This window comes from Natronolimnobius sp. AArcel1 (assembly GCF_011043775.1).
Taxonomy (GTDB): domain Archaea; phylum Halobacteriota; class Halobacteria; order Halobacteriales; family Natrialbaceae; genus Natronolimnobius.
The window spans coordinates 102,287-119,825 of sequence record NZ_JAAKXY010000003.1 but is presented as its reverse complement, the minus strand read 5'-3'; the positions used below and the strand labels follow the sequence as shown (position 1 = coordinate 119,825).

19 protein-coding genes and 1 pseudogene are annotated in these 17,539 nt (G+C 47.7%); 8 read left to right on the top strand and 12 right to left on the bottom strand.

Annotated elements, in window-relative coordinates; all coding sequences use genetic code 11:
• Positions 1-55: 55 nt before the first annotated feature.
• The gene (locus G6M89_RS08805) at positions 56-1,306 is read right to left on the bottom strand and encodes an RNA-guided endonuclease TnpB family protein (protein WP_165161433.1); all 1,251 of its coding nucleotides are present in this window, start codon (positions 1,304-1,306) and stop codon (positions 56-58) included.
• Between the two features lie 161 nt (positions 1,307-1,467).
• Complete coding sequence (locus G6M89_RS08800; RefSeq protein ID WP_165161432.1) at positions 1,468-1,839, bottom strand: helix-turn-helix domain-containing protein; 372 nt, start codon at positions 1,837-1,839, stop codon at positions 1,468-1,470.
• A 973-nt stretch (positions 1,840-2,812) separates the two neighbouring features.
• Between G6M89_RS08800 and G6M89_RS08795 the strand changes: the two genes are divergently transcribed.
• Together G6M89_RS08795 and G6M89_RS08790 are read left to right on the top strand one after the other, a co-directional pair.
• Entirely contained in the window at positions 2,813-3,157 is a 345-nt protein-coding gene (locus G6M89_RS08795) for a winged helix-turn-helix domain-containing protein (RefSeq protein WP_165161431.1), read from the top strand.
• Positions 3,158-3,493: a type II toxin-antitoxin system PemK/MazF family toxin gene (locus tag G6M89_RS08790; RefSeq protein WP_165161430.1), complete on the top strand. Its 336-nt coding sequence runs from the start codon at positions 3,158-3,160 to the stop codon at positions 3,491-3,493. It begins immediately after the preceding gene.
• Positions 3,494-3,536: 43 nt separating this feature from the next.
• On the opposite strand, the gene G6M89_RS08785 is transcribed toward G6M89_RS08790, so the two are convergent.
• The 6 genes and pseudogenes from G6M89_RS08785 to G6M89_RS08760 form a co-directional block, all read right to left on the bottom strand.
• Positions 3,537-3,692, bottom strand: a complete 156-nt coding sequence (locus G6M89_RS08785) for a hypothetical protein (RefSeq protein WP_165161429.1) — start codon at positions 3,690-3,692, stop codon at positions 3,537-3,539.
• Entirely contained in the window at positions 3,679-3,927 is a 249-nt protein-coding gene (locus tag G6M89_RS08780) for a UPF0175 family protein (protein ID WP_165161428.1), read from the bottom strand. Before G6M89_RS08780 ends, G6M89_RS08785 begins: the two co-directional genes overlap by 14 nt.
• Before the next feature lie 105 nt (positions 3,928-4,032).
• Complete coding sequence (locus G6M89_RS08775; protein WP_165161427.1) at positions 4,033-4,560, bottom strand: hypothetical protein; 528 nt, start codon at positions 4,558-4,560, stop codon at positions 4,033-4,035.
• Entirely contained in the window at positions 4,557-5,090 is a 534-nt protein-coding gene (locus tag G6M89_RS08770) for a helix-turn-helix domain-containing protein (protein WP_165162075.1), read from the bottom strand. Before G6M89_RS08770 ends, G6M89_RS08775 begins: the two co-directional genes overlap by 4 nt.
• Before the next feature lie 66 nt (positions 5,091-5,156).
• A pseudogene (locus tag G6M89_RS08765) lies at positions 5,157-6,056 on the bottom strand (hypothetical protein); the annotation flags it as partial.
• Positions 6,049-6,777, bottom strand: coding sequence for a hypothetical protein (locus tag G6M89_RS08760; protein ID WP_165161426.1), 729 nt, complete (start codon positions 6,775-6,777; stop codon positions 6,049-6,051). The gene G6M89_RS08760 and the pseudogene G6M89_RS08765, both read right to left, overlap by 8 nt.
• Before the next feature lie 233 nt (positions 6,778-7,010).
• Here G6M89_RS08760 and G6M89_RS08755 point away from each other — a divergent pair, with 233 nt between their 5' ends.
• The 4 genes from G6M89_RS08755 to G6M89_RS08740 all read left to right on the top strand — a co-directional run bounded on the left by G6M89_RS08755 (position 7,011) and on the right by G6M89_RS08740 (position 11,207).
• Positions 7,011-7,274, top strand: a complete 264-nt coding sequence (locus G6M89_RS08755) for a helix-turn-helix domain-containing protein (RefSeq protein WP_206335507.1) — start codon at positions 7,011-7,013, stop codon at positions 7,272-7,274.
• Between the two features lie 328 nt (positions 7,275-7,602).
• Entirely contained in the window at positions 7,603-9,405 is a 1,803-nt protein-coding gene (locus G6M89_RS08750) for an ABC transporter ATP-binding protein (RefSeq protein WP_165161425.1), read from the top strand.
• A gap of 87 nt (positions 9,406-9,492) precedes the next feature.
• Positions 9,493-10,455, top strand: a complete 963-nt coding sequence (locus G6M89_RS08745) for an NAD-dependent epimerase/dehydratase family protein (RefSeq protein ID WP_165161424.1) — start codon at positions 9,493-9,495, stop codon at positions 10,453-10,455.
• Complete coding sequence (locus G6M89_RS08740; RefSeq protein ID WP_165161423.1) at positions 10,452-11,207, top strand: hypothetical protein; 756 nt, start codon at positions 10,452-10,454, stop codon at positions 11,205-11,207. The genes G6M89_RS08745 and G6M89_RS08740 overlap by 4 nt, the downstream gene beginning before the upstream one ends.
• A 214-nt stretch (positions 11,208-11,421) precedes the next feature.
• Here G6M89_RS08740 and G6M89_RS08735 read toward each other — a convergent pair whose 3' ends face one another.
• Positions 11,422-12,627: an O-antigen ligase gene (locus tag G6M89_RS08735; protein WP_165161422.1), complete on the bottom strand. Its 1,206-nt coding sequence runs from the start codon at positions 12,625-12,627 to the stop codon at positions 11,422-11,424.
• 174 nt (positions 12,628-12,801) lie between these two features.
• Here G6M89_RS08735 and G6M89_RS08730 point away from each other — a divergent pair, with 174 nt between their 5' ends.
• Complete coding sequence (locus tag G6M89_RS08730; protein ID WP_165161421.1) at positions 12,802-13,653, top strand: hypothetical protein; 852 nt, start codon at positions 12,802-12,804, stop codon at positions 13,651-13,653.
• An 11-nt stretch (positions 13,654-13,664) separates the two neighbouring features.
• Here G6M89_RS08730 and G6M89_RS08725 read toward each other — a convergent pair whose 3' ends face one another.
• Entirely contained in the window at positions 13,665-14,402 is a 738-nt protein-coding gene (locus tag G6M89_RS08725) for a hypothetical protein (RefSeq protein ID WP_165161420.1), read from the bottom strand.
• A 29-nt stretch (positions 14,403-14,431) separates the two neighbouring features.
• The gene (locus G6M89_RS08720; protein WP_165161419.1) at positions 14,432-15,475 is read right to left on the bottom strand and encodes a glycosyltransferase; all 1,044 of its coding nucleotides are present in this window, start codon (positions 15,473-15,475) and stop codon (positions 14,432-14,434) included.
• A 189-nt stretch (positions 15,476-15,664) separates the two neighbouring features.
• On the opposite strand from G6M89_RS08720, the gene G6M89_RS08715 reads away from it, so the two are divergent.
• Complete coding sequence (locus G6M89_RS08715) at positions 15,665-16,399, top strand: bifunctional 2-polyprenyl-6-hydroxyphenol methylase/3-demethylubiquinol 3-O-methyltransferase UbiG (protein WP_165161418.1); 735 nt, start codon at positions 15,665-15,667, stop codon at positions 16,397-16,399.
• Positions 16,400-16,431: 32 nt separating this feature from the next.
• Here G6M89_RS08715 and G6M89_RS08710 read toward each other — a convergent pair whose 3' ends face one another.
• Positions 16,432-17,517 carry a glycosyltransferase gene (locus tag G6M89_RS08710; protein ID WP_165161417.1) on the bottom strand — a complete coding sequence of 362 codons (1,086 nt, stop codon included), beginning with the start codon at positions 17,515-17,517 and terminating at the stop codon, positions 16,432-16,434.
• Positions 17,518-17,539 lie beyond the last annotated feature (22 nt).

Genomic DNA, 17,539 nt, shown 5'->3' with positions numbered 1-17,539 from the left:
GGCAGAGCCCGACGACGGCGAGGCTTCCCGTACCGCAGGTGGGATATTTGCCGGTCTACGACACGGCCTGTTCTCTCGTGTTGAACGTCCCGCTCTCGCGGTCGAACAGGTATGTCGATGGCTGTGCCACACAGCCGTTACTCCTATCCTCACCGTAAGGACTCGGAGTTATCTTCTGTCGCATATTCTCCGCCCCGTTACAATCCGCGTTCCCGACCAACTCGCACGACGAGCAAACGTACAGGCCACGTTCGACACGATTCGACTTCGTATCGTCACCACACCGTGAACACGTCTTCGAGGTGTTCCACTCGTTCTCTTTTAGCACCTCGACGCCACGAATCTCGCCTTTGTATTCGAGGTACTGGTAGATGCGGTCGAACGCCCACGAGTGCAACTTCTTGTTACCGGTCTTCCCCCAGTCAGACTCACGCACGTCTTCGGGCCAACTCACCGCGAGCGTCCCAACACCGCGCTCGACACACTCGGTAATAATCGTGTCCGTGAGGACGTGGTAGAAGTGTGTCTCTCGGTCAGCGAGTTTTCGACGTGCCCACATTGACTTCTCTGATGGGCCGTTCTCACCCTCAGTCTCGTACTCTGCTCGGGTGAAGTAGTGTTTGTCTTCTTTGAGCGAGTTACCGGGGTAGAGAACGAACTCGTCGGGGAATGCGACCGTGGCGATGTTAGTGATCCCAAGGTCGATCCCTGCCACTCCGTCGTCTGTCGAGTCGGTAGTTTCGAGTTCGACTTTGCAGACGAAGTGGAGTTCCCACCCGTCGCCGTTCCAGACGGCTCGAACGTTTTGCACCTTGGTGACTTCCGAGAGATCAACGTCGGGACGAGTCTGGTACTCGCAGAGCAGGAAATCGGAACGGTGTTCCTTCAGGTTCTTCCCCTTTGAGAGTCGGACGCGGTTGTTTTCAGGGTCGTGTTTGAACCCGTCTGCTTTGAACGTGACCGTGGAACGCGGTCGGGTATCGCCGTGTTTGCGGTAGCCGGGCGGATTCGCCTCGTCGTCCTTGTGTCGCAGGTCGAACCACGACTGGAAAGCGTCAGAAAGTTCTTCGATGACTTTCTGACTTGATTGTGCATTCAAGTCTTTCCAGCACGACTGATTCTTCATATACGATTTGAGCGATCCTTCGTTGGGAATCTTCCCAATCTCATCCCATACGCGGTCTGCTGTCCATCGTGCGACGTTCCAGATCTTCGAGGCGGAATCACCGAGCGAATCGAGACCATCGCAGACCTGTTGGTGGTTCTGGATCGAACCAACGTAGGTGCGTGTGACCTCAATCGCCACACATAGCCTATGTAGCTGAAACGATAAAATAGTTTGGGTTAGCGTTGAATATCCAGTCTGCTATCGAGCGGTGGTTTGCGTAGTTGAGTGACGCGATTCACGCCCGGCGTAAACGCCGGGATTCTCTCGCTGTCAGAAGATAGGGACGGCTTCCTCGTCGGTCACTGTTCGTTCTCCACACTCGGATGTGGCTCTTCAGGGGCGTGTTCGCGCCAGGACTCTTTGTTCTCCTCTCCGAGTTGGTCGTTGAACAGGGTGGTCGCCCGTTTGTAGCCACTGTACCCCTCAAGTCGCTCACTATCTTTGGTTATCGCCCAGTACGTTGCTTTATGTTCAACCAGGCCACGATCCTTCAACCGCGAGAGGGCAGTGCTAACCGTCCCCTCGTTGATCCCGATCCGGGACACAATCTCGTGGGCCTTAAACGCCTGGTCGTTGTGGACAGCGAGAAACCCGAGGACTTGATCCGGCCCCGAAAGATCCGCGAGTTCTTCCTCACTCGTGTTTTCGAAGGTGTTTCGATCGATGGACATCAGTAACCGAACGTATACTTTCTGCTGTGAAAATCGTTAGGAGCGTAATTACTATGAACCCTGTAAGCGCTGATATTGGCGTTCAGTAGATATAGTACCCACGGAACGTCACTGCAACCTGATCGCACACGGATGCGCGGTTCGGAACGAACGGAGTGAGACGCTCCAGTGACAACTGTTGTCGTCAGGACATCCTTCAACACCTGTCCGTCAGTCTGACCACGACGACCACTCGAGGGAGACACCCACGGTATCCACCCTTCATACACCCGCGTTCGTCTTGTGAGAGAGACTTCCCAGAGCGATATCGACTCCGCTCTCGAGGCGTACTGTAACCCGTTCTCCCCAGTGAGAACACCAGCTTTCACCGGCTGTTACGGCCATCTTTCGTTTCACCTGGAATTGCTGTATCCGCGGGACGCACTAATCGCTGTTCAGTGTGCTCGAGGCCGTTCTTCCGTTCCGCTCGAGAGGAGGATGAGTGCCCCCAGAAACCTCACATCGGAACTGTTGTCCGTCAGTTCCAGCGACACCCGGCACCGTTCTGTGGGTAGATCAGTTGCTCAGTACAAGAGACCACATCAGAGTTCATCACGCGCCTGCTCGAGGACTGTCTCGTACAAGTCATCGGGAATCCAAAATCCCGCTTTGCGAAGACAGCCGAGTTCTGTTCACAATGTGTCCGTGTCGTCGCCACTCCTACGTGACAGAACTCCGATTGCGCCAGTCATCGAGAGCCCACGTCGCCGGACCGTTCGGCGTGCGTCATGCTCGTCAATCAGTACGAGATCGGCATCCGGTTCAATCTTCGTAGACACCAGTCGTCTAGCTGGCCTCGAGTCGGTTCGTGATCGTACTCGAGGCAGTGACCGCGACCGTCGTTGCCTCCCGAGATCAATCGTTTTTACGCCGGATACATAGTGACATCAGTTACAGAAATACGCTTATGACTTGGGGGACTGTAGTGACAACTATGCCAATCGATATCGAAACCTTCGACGAGAGTTCTGAAACTGAACTCGAGGGAGAGACAAATGCAGAGCGGATCATCACGTTTCTGGCCCGGAACGATGATAAGGCGTTTACACCATCCGAAATAGCTGATGGGGCAGGCATAAAGCGGGGATCAGTCAGCACCGTCTTGAGTCGTCTCGAGGATGCAAATCTGGTTCGGCACAAGGGAGAATACTGGGCAATTGGGGATATGGACCGCGTCCGTGATGCGTATGACTTCCACAAGACCGTTCAACGACTGAACGACCAGTATGGTGAAGAGGACCTCGAGGAGTGGAAGGAGCACGCAGTTGAGGGCGAATAAATGGATTACAATCGAGGTGATGTCGTCATTGCCACCGATACGTTCAAGGAAAATTCCGGTGGACGCCCGTTTTTGATCATCAGCACCGAAGAGACCCCGTTCCACGGAGAACAATATATTACACTCGCACTCACAACGAGGACCTGGCACGAGGAACGAATCCCAATCGAGGAGTCCGATTGGCTCGACGGAGGGGCACCAAGATCAAGTTCACTCACGCCGTGGTCAGTGAACTCAATTAGCTCCGATGAGATCGACAGCAAACAAGGGACACTCATGGAACCGATCATCACAACGGCGACAGAGCAACTCTCTGCGTACATCCTCGATCAATAACTGGCCGAACGATGAGTTGGGTCTTCAGTGACAACTGTTGTCTTCAGAATATTCGCTTGCCCGTGTCCGTCAGTCTGACGACCGTCGAAAACTGTTCGCGGATGAGGTCGAGCCGGTTGATCAATGCGAGGTTGAGTACCGGTGACGTATCGGCGACGACGAGGTCACTGTCACTGTCGTCGCCGTCACTGTTTCCCATACTCGAGATCTTCCGCGAGTTCCTCGGTCGTGTAGTGGCGCTCAACGTTTCGCTCACCAAGCAGTTTGTGGAACTCTTGGCGTGATAGGTCAGCACGTTCACGCGCCTTTCCGAACGAGAGCATCCGCTCTCGATACAATGACACGGCTAGCTCTCGCCGGAGCACATCTTCTCGCTCGTTTTCTGGAACAGTGACGGAATCGTAGACGTCCGGCGGAACATCAATCGTCCGCATAGGGTATGATTGTCGGGACAGCTACAACGGTCTTTGGATCAGCCGTACTCGCTCGAGACTTCGACCGTTCTCGATCACGCAAGTAGTCCGTATCACGGTTACCTTTCACTCGAGAAATTCGTTCGCAGTTATGTTCTGAAGATATGCTTCGCTCACATACCGATACTCGAGACGTTCTTCGAACCCGTACTCGGGAAGTAATGTTTCTGCTGCGCGTCCTGCCGGCTTGTCTGTTGTTAAGAGTACAATCTGGTCGGCCTCACTCTCAAGGAATTGTGCTGCAAGCCCAACGAGGGCTGTATCCGCTTTTTCGACAATATCCTGTGATCTGCCCGTCTCGTTCGCGATGAATCGTCTTGTGGCATCCATGATCCCCGATACGATCGGGTTCGTATACTCGAGCGGATCCGCCACGACGATCCACCCTTCCTCGATTCCTTCTTGCCAGGGCATACTGCTGGTGGGATATGCTTCGTCGGATGGTTCGCCTCCGAGTTCCTCATACACACGCCGTGGGACGTACAACGTTATGCCAGCAGTTCGGACCGCACGGCGCAGTCGCTGGTATTTGTCTCGATCAGGTCCGCCACACCGGATGAAGACGCCCGAGTCTGCGAGATATACCGTACTCATTCGTCAGCACGGTGGGCACGAACGACTGGTTCGAGTGCCTGCAGAATAATCTCGGCCTCGAGCGATGAGAGATCGAGTTCTCGAGCCATGATTCGGTGATTGACCGTTCCGCCCACGTACTCGCGTGCGTACTCCAGTGCAGTTGCGAGTCCATCAATTCCGTGGCGATCGAGATACACAGAGATATCCTGATTCTCATCACTACGGCCGACTGCATCTACGAGCTCGGCCGAAATCGTCTGTTGGTCGCCGTCGATGGTGACCGTTACAGATAGTGGCTCGGCGTCAAACCGGTATGGTCTCTCTGTGCGTGTCTTCTGCAAGAGACCAGCGTCCTCGAGCCTGTTGACGTAGTCGTAGACGGTTCCCTGTGGGACCTCGAGGGTAGATATCAGTTCTTCGACAGGCACGTCTTCTGTGAGACATACGTAGCTGTATATTCGGGCGAGCGATGGGGTCTCTAAGAGCTCGAGGACTGTTTGCAGTTGTCTGATTGGTGGCTGCTCTGGTGGCGTCGTAGACTTGGACATTGTGTTATGTATTATGGAGAATTCATAATAAGGCTTCCCCCCGGAATGGTCCGATGGACACCTGTCGTCTCCGGGCGCCGCTGCGTCGGTGGGCAGCACGAGCCGGCGCTCGGTGTACTCGAGGCCGTTCTTTCGTTCGGTGCGCTTGCGGACCGCGAGTCGGTTCTTGGAGAGGTCCAATATGGCGTCGATCACCCTCGAGACGAGTTTCTTCGCGTACGTGTCGCTGACGCCGGCTTCCTGTCTGCGGATCCAGTGTTTGAGATCGCTGGCGGTGACGTACTCGGCGACGGTTTTGCAGCCGCTCTTCCATGGGTTGTCGCCAACACTCGCGTCCGTCCGTGCCTGCCAAAGTTGCGCGGCTAACCGCGTTGGGAGTGCATTCGCGGCCGAGCGTCGCATGTCGTCGTCCATCCGCGCCAGTTGCTGGATCGGCAGGAGGTCGCCGTAGGCGAGCGTGGTGGCGGTGCGCTCGAGCGGATCCGCCTGCTCGGGCAGTCGGTAATACGTTCGGTCGTCGGCTTTGGTGATGCGCTCGAGGCGATCCCCAGTGATTTCGAGTTGGTGTTCGTCGACGTGCGTTGTTCGCAGGTGGGCTCCCTTCTCGAGTTCGCGCGACTGGAGTTCCGCGAGGCGCTGCTTGTTCGTCTCGGCTTTCTTGCAGGCGGCCTCGGCGAGGTGGGTCTGCTGGTCCGTCCGTAACTCGCAGTCCTCGAGACGGGTTCGGGTGTGGTGGAGGGCGTCCTCGAGCTCGGCGATGCGTTCGCTCTTGGTCTCGAGTTCGGACTCGAGCTGTGCGGTTCTGCGCTCGAGTTCCGATTCGAGGCGGTCGGTTGTGGTCTCGAGGTGTGCAGTTTTGCGCTCGAGTTCGTCGATTCGAGTCAGGGCCTGGTGGAGGGCCGTCTCGAGGTCGGCGTCGGCGGTGGAGTCGGTCGCGGGAGTGGAGCCAGCGGGCTCGTTACGCATCCTCGACACCCCCGTCGTCGGCGTCCGTGTCGGGCGTCTCGCGTGTGCGCTCGGGAGTCTCACTCTCGTCGCATCGGTCCGCCGGTTCTGTCCCCTCGAGTGCGTGCTCGTACGGACAGTCCTCGTCGCAGTCGATCTCGACCTCGAGATTCAACTCGGCGTCGAAATCGATCCTGACCGTACACTCACACTCGAGGGCGAGCGTCGGCGTTACGTCCGCGACAGCGTCCGTTGAGTTGTTCGGGTCCGTGGAGTCGGTGTCCGGCTCTCGAGGCTCACCGTCCGGGTCCTCGGCTTGCATCTCGCCGTCCGGATTTTCGTCTCGCACCTCGCCCTCCGGCGTCTCCACCTGGGGCTCTCCGTCCGGCTCCGCGTCTCGAGTCTCGCCTCCCTCACTCGGTGCATCCGCCGGCGGCTGGTACTCGATAGCCGGGCGCAGGCCCGTCCCCGGCCCATCGGCATCCGGCCGGTACGGAATCGCCGCCTCCGGCCCCACCGCCGCAATCGCAATCTGGCACGCCTGAGCCCTGATCTCGAGGACGTGCCGGCGGATCTCGGCTCGCGCCTGTGGTGGCGTGTGTTCTAATGCCGTGTCTCGTGGGTCATGGAGGTACTCGAGGAGTGTGCGCGTGAGGCTGTCGAAGTAGACAATGTGCTCGCTGATCGACGGTGCGTCCTGTCGGTCGGGAGTTTTAGTATCCCGTGAATCGTCGTCTGACATGGCTTCCGTAGGGAGGTTACGGGAGCTAGCGCGGGTCCGGTGTCTGCAGCACCGGTCCGCATTTCTGCAACTCTGTGTGCTCGAGAGTTACGTGTAGCTTCCGTATCACGAACAGCGTACTCCATTGACATAAATCTTAACTACGTACGTCGTTTCCAAAATTCGAAGCTCATAGTTTTTCATTGCTCGAATGGCACTCATTTTTCTGTTCTGGTAACGGGTTATCGAGAACAATGGTAGAGCGGGTCTCTTGGATGGCTCCCGTCGACTATGAGATTCTGCTCTTTTTCGACACGCATCCGATCAAAGTCTCTCCAAAAGTTCTTGCCGTCAATATTGACTATGACCGCCAGTACGTGAGCAAACGATGTGTTGCACTCACTGACGCAGGTCTTCTCGAATCTGTTGAGACTGGTCTTTACGAGGTTAGTGAGATGGGTGATGCGTTTCTCGAGGGAGAAGTCGATGGGCGCGACCTCGAGAACCCCGACGAATAGAAGATTCCGAAAGCCCCGACGGGCTCGAGGGCTGCGACTCGCTGTGCTCCTCGCTTTGCTGTCGTTCGAGAGAGCAAAGCTCGCTCGTGATCACGAAACGGCTTTGCCGTTTCGGACGACGGTGCTTTCGTCGTCTCGCACCTCGAGCCCGTCGCCCCTTTCAGTCCCACCAGATGGTTTGGTCGGGATTCTACGGATGGTGGCAACGACGTTCTTCAGCGAACAGGACTAAATTCATAAGTTGTGGTACTAATTTAGCTACTAGACAGCGGTCGAACCGACGGGATTATGGCTGTCGCTAGTGGACCACGGAATAGTTAACTCCCCGATGTCATCTTCAGATGCCGATTCCATATCCAGACGAGACAAGATTGATGCCCTCTTGGACGTCGCTCGATTCGATCCGAAGTTCTCGATTATAATCGTTGCACTCGGATTAGTTGCGGCTGTTCTCGAGGGAATCGGCCTGAGTTTTATCTTACCAATCATCGAGATCGTACAGGCAGATGATCCAGTTGCAGAAGCCGACGGATTGATGGAAGTATTCGTCTCTGCCTACCAGTTCTTGGGGATACCATTTACTCTCGGATTCGTGGTTGTCGGGGTAGCGGCAGTGATGACGCTGCGGTATACTACGAGCTTCGTCGTCGCGTGGTTTCGGGAAGCTCTGCGGACATACTACATTCGTGATCTGCAACTGCGTGCGTTTGACAATGCGTTGAACGCCCGCGTCGAATATTTCGACGAGGAAGGTTCGGACGACATGCTGAACGCGATCGTCACCCAAACGTACTATGCGGGACGGGTAATTCAACGTGTAGTGAAACTGTTAGAGGACCTTTTCCTCTCACTTGTTTATCTGCTAATCGCACTCGTCATGGCACCACTACTTACGGTGTTCGCGGTTGTCGTTCTTGGTGGGCTCACAATCATGCTTCGCGTCGTGATTGAGCCCGGATACGAGGTCGGCGATCTCGTTGCGGATGCAAACGAACAGCGACAAGAAGCGGCTCAAGCTGGAACACAAGGGATTCGTGACGTTCGGATCTTCGGACTGGCCGATGAGTTGTACAAGGACTTCACCAACGCCGTCGAGAAGTACACCGACGCACGGATCACCCTTCGACGAAACGAAGCGGCAATTGACAACTTCTACAACCTCGGTGTCGCAGTTTCGGTGTTCGTGTTGATTTACCTCGCACTCACGTTTGCGAACCTCTCAATCGGCGCGCTCGGAGTGTTCCTCTTCGCGATGTTCCAGCTTGGCCCGAAAGTGAGCAGCCTCAACCAGCGGTTCTACAAGATTGAAAACGATCTACCGCACCTGGTACGGACGCAGCAGTTTATTCGGGAGCTCAAGGAACGTGAGGAACCCAACGATGCAACACGAGATGTTCCAGCAACGGTCGACCATGTCGAATTCGATGATGTGCATTTCTCATATGATGATGAGGAGCAAATTTTACGCGGAATCAACTTCGAAGTCGAAAAAGGTGAGTTCGTCGCATTTGTCGGTCAATCTGGTGCTGGAAAATCAACGATCGTGTCGTTGCTTACTCGGTTCTACGACCTTGACAAGGGCAAAATCAGGGCAAACGGAATCCCAACCGACGAGATAGATATCGATGAATGGCGTGAACGTATTGCGGTCGTTCGACAAAGCCCATTCATTTTCAACGATACGCTTCGATACAACCTGACCATCGGGAATCGAAATGTAGCACTTACAGAACTAGATCACGTCTGTGAGATTGCAAAAGTTGACGAGTTTTTTGACGAGTTGCCGAATGGCTACGACACTGTATTAGGGGACGACGGAATGAAACTATCTGGCGGGCAGAAACAGCGAGTTGCGCTGGCGCGAGCCTTGCTTAAGGATTCTGATCTTCTAGTACTAGATGAGGCAACCAGTGATCTAGATTCCAATCTAGAACAAGAAGTTCAGTCAGCAATCGAGGATATGGATCGTGACTATGCAATCCTTGGGATTGCTCACCGATTATCAACGGTAGAGAACGCCGATCGGATATACACTATGGGAGATGGAGAGATAATAGAAGTTGGATCGCATCAGGAACTTGTAGAGGAGTCAGGAAAGTACGCAGAGTTATATGCCGTTCAATCCGAATGATATTTCGGATGTTATCATCTCCTGAGGTCCATTTATACTAGTACCCTTAATCGGAACATCTTTTTTGTTGAAGAACGATTTTGTTGTGTGAAACTCCGAAATAAAAGCGTACTGGTGACTGGTGGAGGTGGATTCATTGGCTCTCATCTAGTAGAACATCTTCTAAAATTAGGCAACGACGTACATATTGTCGATGACTTTTCAAATTCAAATGCTAACTGGGTTCCAAGTGATGCGAAATTAACCATGGGCGATCTGACAAATTGTGAGATTATTGAACAGGTTGTGGGTCCCGAGATAGACATTGTTATTCACCTTGCTGCTCGAAAAGATCCAAATGACGACGATCCAGATGGTCAATTCGTAGAAAATACAACGATGACACGCTTGTTGCTAAAGGAATGCCAAATCGAAAATGTGAATGAATTTGTATTTGCATCATCGTCGACGATCTATGGTGAGGCACCACGTCCAACACCCGAAAATTATGCACCACTTGAACCAATAAGTGTATATGGGGCCAGCAAACTCGGAGAAGAGGGTTTAGTATCCTCATATGCTCATAGTCATGGGATAAATTCATACATTTTCAGATTTGCAAATATCGTAGGGCCACGGCTTCGCGGAGCTGTAATCCCAGACTTTATTGAAAAAGTTCGGAGTGATCCAAAAAGTTTGACAATCCTTGGAGATGGTCGACAAGAAAAATCATATATGCATATTACCGACTGTGTAGAGGCCATGTGCCATGTTATAAACAGTCAAACAAGTGTTCCAGTCAGTACTTTCAATTTAGGAACTAAAACAACAACTTCTGTGGACCAAATTGCGAATATTGTGTGTAATACCTTAGATGAGTCCCCTGACTATCAATACACAGGGGGAGATCGAGGCTGGAAAGGTGATGTTCCAAAAATGCGACTATCTACCGAAAAATTGACTAGTACAGGATGGGAGCCAAAATATGAGAGTGATATGGCAGTTCGTTTAGCGGTTAAGGAACTGGCAACCGAACTTTCGAAAGGTAATTATAGTGATTCACTCAAATGAGTAAAGATGACTTGTTGAACAAACTTAGGGTTTTAACAGACATTCCAATTGTGGGAGGGGGGATAAAAAGCGCATGGGAGAGATCAAAGTATTACTGGACTATATCGTGTTGGAAAAAGAATGAGAAATTCGCACCAGGTGACATTCCGACAGAACCCTTCCGAGTAATTCAGATATCCCCCTCTTGTATCAACTATCGAGTGTCACCTGAACCTTTTAATCGAAGCGACTGTGGTCGTGTCATAGGAGGAAATTGGGATCAAAACAAGAAACACCTGACTAAAAATGATCCACTCTATGAGGCATTGAAGGTTCGGTACAAACAAGGAGTTCCTTGGGAAGATATTGGTTTTTATACCTCTCAAAAAAAGCGGATACATAATGGAAAAAGCGCCTGGGGTTGCACTACACTCCATGGTCTCGAAAAACGATACAAAAATTTGGATGAAGTGTATATGTCTATGAAAAATAATGGGTATGTGAGGGAAAATAAGATTGGGGAAGAGAAGACAATTGCTGCATTAGACGATGTTTTTGTCCACATATCTAGACGTGGTGAATTATTGTTTGCAGGGTATGGTAACCACCGTATTCGCTTAGCGAAATTACTAAATCTCAATGAAATCTCAATCAGAATTATAGTACGACATAGTAGCTGGCAATCAATACGAAATAAAATTTATAAAGAGAGAATTCACCCAAAGAAATTTAGTCTTGAAAGATCACACCCTGATCTAAAATACATTGTGTAAAAATTATAAATTTAGTGAGTGTTAGGAAATTACTCACTCATGGAACAGAGAGTTGGTCAAGTGCGGTACCGGTGTAATTCGCTGATTGTGTGACTTCTTTCCTTTCATTAACGTGGATGCTTGTAGTTCCTTGACAGAAACTTCGTCAAAATGATTTTCTATTCTAAACAACATTATCCGTGTGAAAGAGTAAAATCGAACGGGTACTATATATTTACAAAGGACCTTCATTTTTGGCCTCTGCTAACACCATTGCGATTGAAAACCAAAGAAGCCCCATAGCGGACCGTTCATGGAATAGTCCCGTGATCCCCCATACTAATATAATCATAATCCACATCAGGTTTCGCTCGGTTAAATTATATACGCACATTCGAATCGATTGAACTATTATGATCATATAGAGTAAGAGCCCAAGTATGCCAGTTTCAACAACAAGTGCCATATATGTGTTATGCGTCGTCTCTTCAGAAACATCTGTCAAAAAGAAGCTTTGAGTTCCAATCCCATGTCCAGTCAATGGACGTTCAATTATAGCACTAACGATGCGCTCCCAGACACCCATTCTTCCCCCAAATGAACCTGGATCAAATCTTATAACACGTTCAACAGCGACAGCTGGTGCAACGAATATAAATGAAACTAAAACGGGCAGAGAGACATAACCTATTTTTTTAGCAGTATCCTTCAAACCAGCTTTCCTCTCCACTATAACTGTAAGGACTATGTATAAGCAGACAATTGAGAAAGCAGCAAATCCTTGTCTTGAGGCAACCAAAACTAGTGCAAATGGAGATAAAGCCAAATGAGATATTGAGGTATATTTTACTACACTTGACGGTGGGTTATTATATAAATACCAAGCACAAATCATGCCAATTGAAATCGTAACTCCCGTTGTTTCTGGAGTCACAGATGGGAAATGCCAACTTATTGGTGTGCTAGGGTCGTTAACCATCCACCATGACTGGTCAAATCCTATAAATGTGTGCAAAAAGTATCCAATAAGAACGGTCCAAACCATTACAAGTGAGGATATAGTTACGGAAAAAACACCGTATAGTATTTTCCCTTCATTGTCATACACGTCATAAATAACAAGGAAAACTAGAAATAGGTATGAGAATACGATTATCTGAAATATGCTAGACTCTATAGAAACAGACCAAAGTATTGTCGATATATAATATGTTAATAATATCAGAAATACTATATGGATCTTAGACATATAAATATAGCTTCTCTCAACATACATCCCGATTACCCAGAATAAAACTAACAATAGAGCAAACAAATTATTGATGTCGATTTCGAAGAAGAGGGTGATATTACTAAACAATATATCAGATATTATAAACATATAGGAAAAAAGCAATATTGTCCCATTTATGAAATTATGATTTTTATTTTCCTTTTGCATCTATCTCACACACTATACTTCATTAGTTGACTTCCGTTTTGTGGTTTCCTATAAACAAGGGCCGGAAGAGTTTGAATCATATCTCCATCGGCAATTAGTATATAAATAAAATATTGAAATTCCAGGCTGTGACCAAGAATACTATATATTAGGCGACTGATCTTCTATAGAAAGATGGTTGAAAGCGCTAATCAGGGAATGGTGTATCTAGCTGTAGGTGAAGAATTCATTAAAGAAGCAAAAGTATCTGCTTCTCAGACAAAAGCAGTTATGCCAGAAACTTCAATTACGTTAATAAGTAATTCAGATTCAGCATATGATGAATTTGATAATCATATCCAGATAGATAACCCAAGATATGATGGAGGAGATAGAGTATTTCATGCAAATAAAACGCCTTACGATAAAACAATCTTCCTCGATACAGACATATACCTAACCGAACCAATATATGATGTCTTCGATTTACTCAACAATTTTGATGTGGCTGCTTGTATAGACCAAAGGAAATTTGCTAGTGACCGCATAGACATCTCGAAAATGGGGAGTGTTCCAGAAAGCTTTCCAGAATATAACGGAGGAATGATTGCTTTTCAACAAAATAACAGAGTAAATGATTTTTTAGAAAGATGGAGACAAGCATATCAGGAGGTCACTAAACAAGGTCAAATACATAATCAAGCAGCTTTGCGAATAGCACTATATCAAAGTGACGTACGAATTGCAACGATGAGAAATGAGTATAATTGTGTCTTCCGTCGTCCAGGTTGCGTGAATGGTCCAGTAAAGGTATTTCATGGAAGACTAATTGATCTTAGTAGTTATGGAGCAGAGAAACGTGTCCAAGTTAAACAAGCCGTCTCAGAATTGAACCGTCAGGATGACCTTCGTATTTACTATAGGGTCGGCGACAGGGTACAACTAAAGGAGCCAAGTATTATTGAACGTTTCCGATATTCCATCAAAGACAGAGGTGTGAAAAAGACCATAAAACGTGGAATGAATGGTTTGTTTAAAAGTGTCTAATCATCCATCATTCATGGATGTAAAGACATGTCATGCAATTGATCCTCAATATTCATGACTGTTGTCTCGATCTCACCTATGTTTTCCACATTAATTGTCTTCACACCTTGATCAACCAGTTCTGATTCAATTTCAGAACACTGATCACGCATTTTATTAATTTCTTTGATTGGGTTTCCAAAATCACTACGAACATTCCCACGTTGAACTTGTCGGTACAAGCATAGTTCAGCAGGTGCATCCACATGTATCACTATACCTGGAGAGGGGATTAGGTCAATAAAATTGCTTATTTCGAATTCATTTGAAGGTTGCCTGCAGAGTACTCCAAGACAGCGCTGACTAAACCCTTCATCAATGCAAACTATTTCATCTTTATACTTTGTAGACCTGCCATATTCAAATGAAGCTATTAATTTTATTAGATAATCTAGAATGGTATCTCGGTCAGTTTTAACTGATTCTCCAACATAATGGAGTAAACTAGCTGTCAAGGGCCTATTTTTCAGATGCTTTGTGAAATACTTATGTTTCAATGAGGTATCCCAATACCTTTTCAATATTTTTTGGAGAGGATACTCGAGAATGTTAATGTTATTCGGGATCAATTTACTATACCTTAATATATTGGGGCCGTACATCTTGTTTCTTGAACTGACTCTATTATATATTGACGACTTCCCAGCTCCAGGAGGACCCAGTAATTCAATATGACATTGGTCAAATATAGGTGTATCTTCCTCATTCATCTGTAGGGCCACCACTAATACTGTTGTAACTACGTCCTCTTTAATATTTTTTCATCTAGTAACTCGGAAACAATCTCAGTTGAATAATTATCAACAATATGTTCTCTTGCTTTTGTTCCATATTGACTTCTTACCTCATCATCTCGCATATATCCTATCGCGTTTTCCCAATCACTAATGTCCTCACAAAGTATTCCAGTCTCTCTGGGGATCAATTGGGGGTTTTCTCCTACATGAGAACCTATAACTGGTACTCCACATGCCATATATTCTCTCACCTTCTCGCAAGACCTTCCTCGATTATATTCTGTGTCCTTTAACGGAACCAATCCAACGTCGAAGGAGTTTATTATAACTGGTACCTCCTCCCAAGGAACAAAATCGATTATCTCAATATTAAGATTGAGGTCTTCGAGTTTGGATGAGATCTTGTCTGGTATGTCTCCACCACCTAATAATCGAAGCGTCACATTCTGATTGAACTCAATCCTATTAAATATTGATACCATATATTCTAAATCTATCGAATGAGAGTTTGCATTCCCAACCCATCCAAGGACGTATTCATTCTTTGCACCACCTTCCCCATTATCTATCGGGGAGAAAAATTCTGTATCTATACTTGGAGGAACTAAATGTACTTTTTCATCAGAGGTTTTTCCTTCATATACATCTAATATCCTTGAACTTGTAGCAAGAACTTTATTTGAATGCTCTGAGAGAACGTTTGTACAATAAGGCTTTTCTATGTATTCTGCATCATATGTGCTAAATACAGTCCTTTCACAGGACATGAATAGATATTCAAGAAGTGGAAGGTCGACAGGAGTAAGACATTTATGTACTATTATAATATCATATTTCCTTATCCGTTTGTAGTACAATATAGATTTTAAAATTGAATTTACACTTTTCGCATATTTATTATTTCTAAGAATACTTGTTGAATCACCTCTCAACGGAAACACATCAATATCGTATGTGTCCCTAAGCTCACCGAGTGTTTGAGATAAATTTTTGACCGAAGGCGATTCTGGTTTTAAGTTATGGACAATTCCTATTTTAGTACACATAATTACGTCTATTACACCTTATTAAATTTGGATGGTGATTGAGTCGGTAAGTCACTGAAAATATATGTCCTCTCAGGCATCTATATCTATCGGTTAGACTTTTATTTGACTCTGTGCATATTGTTTATAGGGTTTCGTAGATCCGAAGAACAGAAGAGTTCTTATGGGATTAAGCCACGACAATTACTCATGAAACTTCTACGGAAAGCTATTGACACGTATCGAAATGAGGGTTTGGTTGAGTTGATATACAAATCTATCCGATTTTCCAAGAATGAATTAAGATATGCGGCGCAGAAAATAACCAATTTGGTTTATTCAATAACAGACAAATACAGATTCACGGGGCCTGAAAACATTTATAGTAACGAATATTACGAAAAAAGACGGAAAAACCCTCGTCGATCGGATGCCCACCAAGTTGCAAAGGCACTGAATGATAGATATGAACCTAACAGTGTAATTGATTTAGGATGTGCGATTGGCCATTACCTTGAGTATTTTCATAACCGGGATAAAATTATTCAAGGTGTTGAGGGGAATGATGCTGCATTAGAATATGCAGTTGTACCAAAAGAAAATATAGAAATTCATGATTTACGAGACATATATGCCCCAAATGGAAAGTATGATTTAGTTATTTGTTTTGAGGTCGCCGAACATCTTTCAGAACCTCATGTGAATAAATTACTGCAATCGATATCAAAGTCAGGAGATATCGTGGCATTCACTGCAGCACCACCAGGTCAAGGTGGAAAACACCATGTCAATGAGAAGGACAGAAGATATTGGAAATGTAAATTTAACAATTATGGATATACCTATGAGGAAGACGATGTTCAAAACATCCGTTCAAAAGTATCTGTTGAAAAAGTCACCGAAATACCTGAAAACTTATTTATATTCAAGAAAGATGGCTCTTGAGGCCTGTTACACCTTATCAAGTAATTAGTCCATTATTTATAGTACTTGGATTGGTATTCTCTAGACATATGGGTTGCGCTTAAAAAATTAGTTGCCACAGCACGTGGTTCCTCGCTATCAATAGTTTTAATCGATTTGAGCGCCGATGCAAGTCCTGAAACACTCCCTAACTCGAACTCAGCACCGACATTACCGTACTGCATTATTTCATTGTGTGGTTGAATATCTGACAGGGTAACTAGAAGCCCAGATGCGAGCGCTTCCATGACCGAATTCGGTAGACCCTCTGACTTAGACGCCGACACAAAGTAGTCACTGGCCTGTAGATAGTCATCGACATCATCAACCCATCCTTCAAAGAAAACTCGAGAGTCATCCTGAACGAGACGTTCACACTCGTCTCGAAGTGGACCATCACCAAGCATCACCAGATATCCATCATCACTTAGTTCGCTTTCAAAAAATCCACGAATGACGGTTTGTGGGTCTTTCCGCTCGATGAGCGAGCCAACCGAAATAACGATTGGACCTGACTCTGGCAACCCCAATTCCTCACGACGAGCCTGCTGTTCCGAGTCACTGGCGGGAGTATACGCAGTCGTGTCCACCCCGTTCTGGATTGGCACGGCGTCAATCCCGTGTGGAGCGACCTTTTTCGCAATCGTCTCTGAGCAGGCTACTGGATACGGAATGCGTTTCAACGCGTTCAGGTGGACGAACGCCATTACAGTCCCTTTCTTCCCGCCGTACTTCGCTGGATAGTCATCGTACGCGTAGTTTCGAATGGTTGTGACGTGAGGATAGCCGGAGAGAAACACCGCTGCGAGCGTATCTGCTCGAATACCTTGCGTGTGGATCACGTCTGGTTCATACGCACGCACAGCCTTCCGAAGCTGATACGGACCGACAATCCCTCCCTTCACTCGAGACAGTCCGAGCGTTTCGTACTCGACACCGAGCTCGAGAAAGCGATTTAACTCCGAATCGGCTGGTTCGGGTGAGAGCGTCAGGATCTTCGCGTTGAACTCGTCGTCCAGATTGTCCAGCAAGTAGTACAACTGATTCGTCGGACCGCTTTGGCGAAGCGTCGAGACGATGTAGAGGAGGTCGATGGCCATACGGACATTCCATGGTGTTATG

Coding starts and splice junctions, on each gene's coding strand:
- G6M89_RS08800 (WP_165161432.1), bottom strand. CDS start 1,839: ATGTCCATCGATCGAAACACCTTCGAAAACACGAGTGAGGAAGAACTC.
- G6M89_RS08795 (WP_165161431.1), top strand. CDS start 2,813: ATGCCAATCGATATCGAAACCTTCGACGAGAGTTCTGAAACTGAACTC.
- G6M89_RS08790 (WP_165161430.1), top strand. CDS start 3,158: ATGGATTACAATCGAGGTGATGTCGTCATTGCCACCGATACGTTCAAG.
- G6M89_RS08785 (WP_165161429.1), bottom strand. CDS start 3,692: ATGGGAAACAGTGACGGCGACGACAGTGACAGTGACCTCGTCGTCGCC.
- G6M89_RS08780 (WP_165161428.1), bottom strand. CDS start 3,927: ATGCGGACGATTGATGTTCCGCCGGACGTCTACGATTCCGTCACTGTT.
- G6M89_RS08775 (WP_165161427.1), bottom strand. CDS start 4,560: ATGAGTACGGTATATCTCGCAGACTCGGGCGTCTTCATCCGGTGTGGC.
- G6M89_RS08770 (WP_165162075.1), bottom strand. CDS start 5,090: ATGTCCAAGTCTACGACGCCACCAGAGCAGCCACCAATCAGACAACTG.
- G6M89_RS08760 (WP_165161426.1), bottom strand. CDS start 6,777: ATGTCAGACGACGATTCACGGGATACTAAAACTCCCGACCGACAGGAC.
- G6M89_RS08755 (WP_206335507.1), top strand. CDS start 7,011: ATGGTAGAGCGGGTCTCTTGGATGGCTCCCGTCGACTATGAGATTCTG.
- G6M89_RS08750 (WP_165161425.1), top strand. CDS start 7,603: ATGTCATCTTCAGATGCCGATTCCATATCCAGACGAGACAAGATTGAT.
- G6M89_RS08740 (WP_165161423.1), top strand. CDS start 10,452: ATGAGTAAAGATGACTTGTTGAACAAACTTAGGGTTTTAACAGACATT.
- G6M89_RS08735 (WP_165161422.1), bottom strand. CDS start 12,627: ATGCAAAAGGAAAATAAAAATCATAATTTCATAAATGGGACAATATTG.
- G6M89_RS08730 (WP_165161421.1), top strand. CDS start 12,802: ATGGTTGAAAGCGCTAATCAGGGAATGGTGTATCTAGCTGTAGGTGAA.
- G6M89_RS08725 (WP_165161420.1), bottom strand. CDS start 14,402: ATGAATGAGGAAGATACACCTATATTTGACCAATGTCATATTGAATTA.
- G6M89_RS08720 (WP_165161419.1), bottom strand. CDS start 15,475: ATGTGTACTAAAATAGGAATTGTCCATAACTTAAAACCAGAATCGCCT.
- G6M89_RS08715 (WP_165161418.1), top strand. CDS start 15,665: ATGAAACTTCTACGGAAAGCTATTGACACGTATCGAAATGAGGGTTTG.
- G6M89_RS08710 (WP_165161417.1), bottom strand. CDS start 17,517: ATGGCCATCGACCTCCTCTACATCGTCTCGACGCTTCGCCAAAGCGGT.